This is a genomic window from Aquibium sp. ELW1220, from assembly GCF_030398385.1.
Classification (GTDB): Bacteria; Pseudomonadota; Alphaproteobacteria; order Rhizobiales; family Rhizobiaceae; genus Aquibium.
Window position 1 is genome coordinate 1 of sequence record NZ_JAOAOQ010000084.1, and the last position, 8262, is coordinate 8262.

Here is an 8262-nt window from a genome sequence, read left to right on the forward strand (position 1 = left end):
AGCTCGTTGCGCACTCGCCCGCATCGCTCCGCCATCCCTTCGACCGATTCGTCGACAAGCGGTTTCCCGAGCGCTAGCGGCAAAAGTGAGTCGTTCGTGAAATGAGGGGATTCATGAGATTTGGCCAGACTTCCGAATTAGCCTGATGCCTCTGTCAATGAAGGATGCAAAAAGGTCCGACTTGGTCTCAGCATATTCCGTCTTTAACCAGTCGTTCAGCTTGTCATTCAATCCTTTAGAGCCAGCATAGGGCGGGTTAGCCACCATTACATGATATTTCCGCGACAGCGCCTCGGCCATGCGCAGCACGGCGACGACTCGCTCCTGCGCCTCCTTCAGCAGCAGATCGCCACCGAAATCCCGCGCCGCCACCACCCGCAGCGTCTCGGCCGGATCGCGCAGTTTCGGCACGATCAGCGAGCCGAAGTTCTTGGCCTGCTCGAATTGCAGCAGCGTCTCGCGCAGTTCATAGGTGAACAGGTCGCGCCCCACCACGGCGGCCACGTCCTGCATCTCGGCCGGCGTGAAGGTCACGTTCTGCAGCACGACGATGTCGGGCTTCGCCTCCATCCGCAGGAACCGCCGCCGCCCCAGCCGCGCCGCCGCCTTCATCGCCAGCGCAAAGGCCGCGAGCGCCCCGGCGCGGTCGTCAATCTCCACCCCGGTCAGGTTGTGCGTCAGGATCAGCGCGGGGATCCTGTCGGCCTCATACCCCTCTTCCTCGTAGATCGCGTAGAGCAGGTCGAAGGCATAGGTCAGCATGTGCCCCGACCCGCAGGCCGGATCGCAGACCTTGATCTCCTCGGGCTTGCCGATCTTCAGGAAATCCGTCTCGGATTCTTCCGGCGCGATGTAGTAGTCCATCCGCTCGGCCAGCTTCGACCCCGGCCGATTGAGCAGCCACAGCCGCCCGAGCGAGTTCTCGACCAGGTAGCGGACGATCCAGTGCGGGGTGAAAAGCTGGGTGGCGGCCGGAATGTTCTCGGCCGTGATCTTCTGGTTCTTCTTGAGGCCTACGAAGACCTGATCCTTCTTCTCCGAGATGTAAAACTGGTAGAGCCAGCCGATGATCTCGACATCCTTGCAATCGTCCTCGGGCATGGCGTCGCGCAGGCGGGCGAGGATCGAGGTCAGCGAGAGCAAATCCTCGGGCATCAGGAGTTCGGTGTAGTCGCCCACCTTCTCGAACATGAAGGGCATGGGCTTGTGCCAGGCGTTGCAGGCATGGACGAGCAGCAGGCGATAGGCCTCGCCCTGCGGATCGCGGCTGGGGCTGCGGCCGTCCAAAAGCGCGGCGATGGTGGCGGGCGCGCCCTCGGGCAGGTTGCCCGCCATGGCCTCGGCCAGGATCTCGGGCCGCGTCGCGTCCCCCTCGGGCGAGACGACGCGCGGGTTGGTGTAGCCGTTCACGTCCATGAAGCGGAGCGCGGTGAAGCGGTTGAACCAGGTGTAGGCGACCTGTTCGATGACCTGGGCCTTGCCAGTCTGCGCGATGGCGGCGTCGAGCTTCTTCATCGCCGCAGGGTTCTCGCGCCGGGCGGACGAGGCTGGGTCGATGACGACGGCAAGTTTCGCTGTGACCTGATCGATCAGAAGATTGCGCGCGGCTTGCGCGAATTTCTTGAGGGCGTTGGTTTCCATCAGACGATCACCTTCTTGCCCGCGGCGATCTCGGCCATCAGGGTCTTGCGCAGTTCATTCACGTATTGGTCGACGTCCGCCTCCTCGGCCAGGTAGGGGCGCGGATAGGCCACCTTGATGTCCGCGGCGTTGACGTAGGACGGTGGCCGCGGCGCCAGGGCGGGCCGTTCTTTCATGCCGGGATCGGCCGGAGCGGGCGCCGGGGGCTGGGTCATGCGCGCGATGTCCGCCAGCATCTGCTGCATCAGGCCGGAGCGCGCGCCATTTGCCCGGTCGCGCAGGATCGGGATCATGGTCACGGTATCGAGCCCGGCCTTGTGCGAGGCCACGCTGCGGCGGATCTTGTCCTGCTGCTCGGGGCTGAGGGCCTGGAACTCGGCCGTCTGGGCGACCTTGTCGGAACATTCATCGACGGCGGCGATCACCGCCTTGCGCTCCTTCAGGACATCGAGTTCGACCTTGTCCTTCAGGGCGTAGAGGTCGGATTTCAGCGCCTGGATCGCGGTGCCCTTGTAGCAGTCGGGATCGCTCAGGGCCGCGCGCAGCTTTTCGCCAGCGGCGGCATCGACGTAGCCGATGTTGGCCTCTTGCGCCTGCAGGAAGTCGCGGACGTCGTCGTAGATCTCGCGCTGAGCCCCGCCCATGAAGCTGCGGATCTTGTCGAGGATGTCCTCCTTGGCGTTCAGGAGCGCGTCTTCCTGCTTGACCGGCTCGGGGATATACCAGGCGGCAGGTTTGCCGACCATGGCGACGACCTGATCCCGCAATGGCTCCAGGGCCACCACGAACGGGTATTTGTACTGTTCGGTGACGAGCCGGCTCAGTTCGTCCGCCAGCTTGCGGATGCTTTCCGCCCATTCGCCGCCGAGGACCCTCGCGTCGGAGCCGTCGGCGGGCAGACCGAACAACTCCTTGTAGAGATCCTTCGCCGCGCGGATCTGGGATGAGGTGAACTCCAGTTGCAGGGTCAGGAGGATATTGCCCAGCATGTGGCTGTTGTTCAGCGCCCGGGCCAGGTCGGCCCCTTCCAGCGGCGTACCGTCCGAGCGGGCCTCGCACTTGCCTTTGCCAGCAAGGCTCGCGGTAAGGCACAGCGTGGCGACCGTCGGCCAGCCGTAGGGCTTCGCCCCGAAGCGCTCGGTCAGATACTTGGCCGAGACCTTCACACCGTTGCGGGCCTGGCTCTGAATGTGATTAAGCACATCTTGTTCGGCCTCCGTTAGGCCCGTGCCGGCTTCGCCAAACAAGGTGGACGTCGGACTGGCGGCCTTGGCGATGTCTGCTTCGACGTAGTTCACGCCCCTCAACATCGGCAGGTTCACATAGACCTTGTCGACAAGCGCCTGGAACGCCTTGACGATGCGGTCCTGGGGATCATCACCGCCAATGTCCAGTTCGTCACCACGCACGAAGAGCCGCGCCGCGGCCATGAGTTTGCGTAGCCGAAGCTCCAGATCCTTGGCACGACGGCCGTTCTGCTCGCCCTTTTCTAGGATGATCCGGTCGCGGCCGGGCTGTGGCGACCCGCTGCGCGCTTGCCGGATGAACTTGTCGGTCTGCCGGAAGAGGGTCAGATCCCGAATGAACCGGACATCCGGCTGCAGAACGATCGCCAGCTCCTCGCGCCCCATGTTGCGCATGCGCACAGCGTCCGGCGTCGCAGCATCGTCGTTGAACGGGCTGATGATGTTTACCGAAAGCTCGTATTCCCGACCCAGCAGATGGTCGTCGAGTTTCCGGCTGAAGGAATACTCATAGCCCGTGGTCAGGTGCTTGATTTTGCGGTGCCGGAGGATCGTGTCGAAGGCTAGGTTTTCGAGCGCCTTGCTGATCTCGGTCGGATCGACATCCAGCGCCTTGATCTCAGCCTCGACGTCCTTCTCTTCGTTGGTCAGGAACTCGTAGGCCTCGCCGTTGCGCTGAATGTAGGTTTCGCGCTCAAGGCGCGCCAAAGCGTCTTCGATCTTGCGTCGTTGTCCCGCCTGGTCAGCCTCGAATTCCGACAACAGAAGAACGCTGATGTTGCGTACAGTCGGCTTGAATTCCTTGACATATTTGACAAGGAACAGTGCCTTCAGAACGCGAACCGCGAAGGGATCGTCGAGGTTTCGCTCGGCGATCTGGATGGACTGTTGAACGGCGGACTTTAACGCGGTGCGGATCCCCTCGAACATCAAATCGAAGGTCGCAAGCCCTCCGACAGGTCGATCGGCAAGGGTCTTGGCCACCTCCTGGAACACGCCCAGCATCGAGCGTTCGCCCACGGAGCTGTGCTTGCCTTCGAAGGCATTGTGCTGGGAGAGCGACGTGATCGCCATCTGGAACAGCGTGTACTGATAGGGCGGGAACGGATAGCTGGCGATGAAATGCTCGCGATCGCGGTAGTTCTTCAGCCTGATCGAACCGTCCGCGAAGTCGAACAAGGTCTTGAGGTTGTTCTCCTCTCTGTCATGCAAATTTCCCAGCATGATCTGTGCAGCGTCGGTCTTGGACAACAGGCGTCGTTGAATGACCTCGGCGACATCCGCCGAGTTCAGGGGCATGCGGTTGGCAAAGCGGGCCTGGATCTTCGAGAAGTCGTTTTCCTGCCGGGCCGTCATGTCGCCCACGACTTCGGTGATGGCCTGCTGCGCCGTCACGATGATCCACGCCTGTCCCTTGCACTTCGTGTTCAGGCTTTCGGCAATGGTCTGGAGATTCGTCATCAGCTTGACGTTGTCGGCAATATACTGGCCGACCTCGTCGACGAAGAAGTTCAGCCGGAAGTTCGGGGACTGCCGGTCGATCCAGGCCTTCACCGTGTTGGCGAAGTCTTCGATTGAGACCCGCGTATCTTTTCGGTATTGAGAGAGGATATCCTTGGCATCGGCCGGATCCGCACCGGTTGCCCGCGCAAAGGCTGCAGCGATGTTGCGCCCTTCCAACAATGCCTCCTCACGGCCTCGGGTCTCCCAAGGCTTCCCAGAAAGCTCCAGGAACGCCGCCTTGAATGCATCGAATTGACCACGCTCATCGAGCTGCCGTTCGAAATGCGCAATGTGCGGCTGCTTGCCGAAATAACCGCACATTTCGTCAAAGACCTTCTGGAACACCGAAAGCAGCGCGTCGACGTCGTTCTTCGAGATGACGTCCGCTTTCTGGTCGATGTTGAACAGGATCGACTTCGACGAGATCGACACCGCCTTGCGCAGGGCGCCAGCGAGCATGGGCTCGTCTCTCAGCTTTTCGGCAAAGATGTCGAACGCCTTCATCCCGTCGACTTCGCGATTCTCCAGCAAGAGCGCCAGCATCTTCAGCAGGTGCGATTTGCCCGAGCCGAAGAAGCCGGAAATCCAGACGCCATTCGACGTCTGATAGTTGTTGTAGGCATGAAGGAACTGCTCGAGGCGCTGCCCGATCTCGCCGGTAATCACATACTCGTCCAGTTCGATCCGGAGGCTCGCTTCATCATCCGCCTTGATGACGCCATCGATGGCGCGGTCGACGGGCTTTTCAAAGATTTCGCGCATCGCAATCGTCATCGAATCAAACCTCGTAATTCAGAATATTGAAGGCGCGATAATACTTGTCGTCGTGCAGCCGCGCGAACAGATCGAGCGAGGCCCCCGTCGCGAGTGCATGGGTATAGCTGCCAGGGAAGAACAGGACCGTCGGCTTGTCCTTGGCCGTGCTCTGGAGATTGTTCAGGACGTTGTGAGAGCGGATGTAAGGATAGACCTCGCCGACGCCGGACAGGAAGATGACGTCATGCGGTGCGGCTTCGATGGCCTCTCCGATCTTCGGGATCAGGTTGGCTTCGGGATCCAGAACGGACTGGAGAAGTTCCCGGATCTCGCCTTTTTCGGTGTCTGGTTCGATCTTGAGGATTTGTTCGAGGATGCCGCGCTCTTCGAGAATGCCGAGCGACAGATCGTAAAGGCTCAGATCGAGAACAGCGATTCCTGCGTGTGTAATCCGGGTCACCAGATCCAGCCGGTCTTCAACCATCGACAGTCCTTCTTCTGCGGGATAGGGGCAGATGAAGAACGGCACCTCATTGCCGAGACCCTGCTTGGTCAAGAACCGCTGGCTGGTGACGACCTTGAATAGATGCTCTGCCCGCTCTTTGCGGCTGGTCGGCTTTGTCACACGGTGCCTCCCTCTCGGCTCAACCCGGGAAACAGGACGAGATCCCGCGGGCTTTTCTCTGCCAACATCGCCTTGAGTCGAGGCGAGACATAGGCCGACTGGATCCGGTTATCGTCGGAGATCACGTTGGCTTCGCGCATCATCCGGAACAGCACCTGCCGCAGCTTTGCGCGGGTCATCGGACTGATCCCGGCAAGGCCTTCATCCCATTCGGCTTTGGCGGCAAACAGGACGTCGAAACTTTCCAGCGGCAGGTCGAGTTGAAACGAAAGAAATCGTTCATGGATAACGTCCGTCGCGAACTCACGGACAAATCGATACGCTCTGCACGTCGCGAGCCACAACAGGGCCTGCTGGTCCTGGCGATCGGCTACCTCGACAAGGCAGTTGAGTTCCTCATCGTCCAAGGTTGAAATCCGATTCACGATCTCACGAAGCGTCCTGCGGCGCGACGCGGCCTTGGGAAGTGAGGTGACGCCTTCCTCCAAGGCGCGCCGCAATGTGGCGTCCCATGCCTCCGATGGCGCGTGCAACCGGGCCACTTCGATGCTTTCATTCTGAAGCAGCCCGCCGGTGGCAAACGACATCTTGTAAGGTTGGAGTTCCGCAACCGTCATTGGGCCGAGCTTCCGTCATGCAGATGTACAGCGTCGCGGTTCAAGAGCACGATCTGCTGATCCCGCGGCTGCCTGGCGGCAGGATCGGTGTCGAGCCCGAGACGCCGAAGCGCGTAGTAGAGCAATGCCCGTCGGACCTTGATCTCTGCCTTGCCGCCCCGCATGCCGTAGTCGAGCGCGATCACCTTCGCCTGCGTTTCAGAGAGGGCAGGGTGCGGTCCGATTTCCAGCGTGACCCAGTTGTGCCAATCGTGATCTTTCCCAGCTGAAACGCCGCTTTCGCGCGAGCCGCGAATTTCGAGGATCCGGGACTCCAGCGCGATGTAGCAGTTAAGGCCCGGGGATGCCTGGTTCACCGATGTGTCGGACTGTTGCATCACGTCGATATGGATAGGACTGCATTGTTCGGTCTCGTCCTTTTCCACCATGTGCTCCCGCCCAGCCCTGCGCGCACGCCAAACGTGCGCGCTTACATTTCTGCGCTCTCGTGGACCGTAGTCGCGAGGGACTTCGTGATCAATCAATTTGGGGGGGCGTCGGCGCGCGATTATCCCAAGGATTGCCGCAGGTTTTCCGCGACGGCATCCGCCGCCAGTCGCACCGGTTCGGCGGCGAGGTGCGCGTAGCGCGCCGTCGTCTGGACCTGCGTGTGGCCAAGGAGCTTGCCGATCATCGGCAATCCCTGACCCGACGCGACGGCCGTCGAGGCGAAGGTGTGTCGCAGGTCATGGACGCGAACGTCCTTCACTCCGGTGCGGGCGCGGACGCGCTGCCAGAAGGGTTGCAGATCGCTCAGGGGCTTGCCGGGCAGGGTGCCGGTGATCACCCACGGGTTTCCGTCGATGCGCTGGGCGTCCCGCAGTAGGTCCGCCACCGGCTGGCCGACGTGGGCGACCTTCGCCCCCGTCTTGGAATCCGGCAGGCGCAGGGCAGGGACGTCGAGATCGACATACGCCCACTTCAAGGACATGATCTCGTTTAATCGGCAACCGGTCAGGATGAGCAGGCGGGCGGCGAGGATCGCCGATGGCAGTTCGATCCCTTCGGTCTCCATCTCCCGCAGCACCTCTCCGATCCGACGCAGTTCAGCGGCGCTCAGGAACCGCTCTCGCTTCTCCTCGGGATACTTTCGGATGTGTTTTCGCGGATTGGTGCCGTCCGGGCGCAGCCCCCACATCTCGGCGAGGCTGAACATTTTCGAGACCACCTCGAGGCAACGGTTTGCCTGATAGGGTATGTGGCGGAGGTCATGGTGGAACTTCGCAACATCGGCACGCGTGACGCCGGTGACAGTCAATTGCCCCAGCGCGGGCATGATGAAACGCCTGAGGTTGCGGCGATACTCTTTCGCCGTGCTCGCCTTCACGCGGATCGCGATGTGCTCCTTGTCGAAGCGTTCCGCCAGTTCTCTGACGGTGATCGCCTTGCGCCCCGCGTCCCGCTCGGCGGCAGGGTCTTGCCCGTTGCGTGCAGCGGCGACGATGGCGATGGCGCGGTTGCGCGCCTGGTCACAGGTCAGCACCGTGCTGGGTCCGAGGCTGATCCGGCGGGACCGGCGGCCTGCGCGGTATTGAACCACGTAGCCCCTGCGCCCACTCGGGAGCACCCGCAGGCCGAAGCCGGGGATCTCGCTGTCCCAGACGAAGTATTCGGCGGGCTGGGTTTCTGTCGCATCAACGAGGCGTTTGGTGATCCTGGGCATGGCAGCCTTTGGCGGTTCCTTCTCGGCTCTACAGTGCTGATGCGACGCAGATAGTGTAACCGGGGCAGATTTCCGGGCGGAGGGGGTTTTCAGCCGATCCCGGTCGTGATTCATCCTTTGCGTGACGCTACCACCGATTGATTCTCTTGAAGGCCTGTCGCTCGCGGAACTCCG

The 8262-nt window shown here is 61.6% G+C and carries 6 protein-coding genes; all 6 read right to left on the reverse strand.

The window, feature by feature from the left end:
- Positions 1 to 111: 111 nt before the first annotated feature.
- On the reverse strand, positions 112 to 1641 hold the full coding sequence (pglX, locus tag N1F91_RS30480) for a BREX-1 system adenine-specific DNA-methyltransferase PglX (protein WP_289997676.1): 1530 nt from the start codon (positions 1639 to 1641) through the stop codon (positions 112 to 114).
- Complete coding sequence (gene brxC / locus N1F91_RS30485; RefSeq protein ID WP_289997677.1) at positions 1641 to 5162, reverse strand: BREX system P-loop protein BrxC; 3522 nt, start codon at positions 5160 to 5162, stop codon at positions 1641 to 1643. The genes pglX and brxC overlap by 1 nt, the downstream gene beginning before the upstream one ends.
- A gap of 4 nt (positions 5163 to 5166) precedes the next feature.
- Complete coding sequence (locus N1F91_RS30490) at positions 5167 to 5769, reverse strand: DUF1788 domain-containing protein (protein WP_289997678.1); 603 nt, start codon at positions 5767 to 5769, stop codon at positions 5167 to 5169.
- Positions 5766 to 6386: a DUF1819 family protein gene (locus tag N1F91_RS30495; RefSeq protein ID WP_289997679.1), complete on the reverse strand. Its 621-nt coding sequence runs from the start codon at positions 6384 to 6386 to the stop codon at positions 5766 to 5768. Before N1F91_RS30495 ends, N1F91_RS30490 begins: the two co-directional genes overlap by 4 nt.
- Entirely contained in the window at positions 6383 to 6814 is a 432-nt protein-coding gene (locus N1F91_RS30500) for a hypothetical protein (protein WP_289997680.1), read from the reverse strand. The genes N1F91_RS30495 and N1F91_RS30500 overlap by 4 nt, the downstream gene beginning before the upstream one ends.
- A 119-nt stretch (positions 6815 to 6933) precedes the next feature.
- A complete protein-coding gene (locus N1F91_RS30505; RefSeq protein ID WP_289997681.1) occupies positions 6934 to 8088 on the reverse strand; it encodes a site-specific integrase in 1155 nt (384 codons plus the stop codon).
- Positions 8089 to 8262 lie beyond the last annotated feature (174 nt).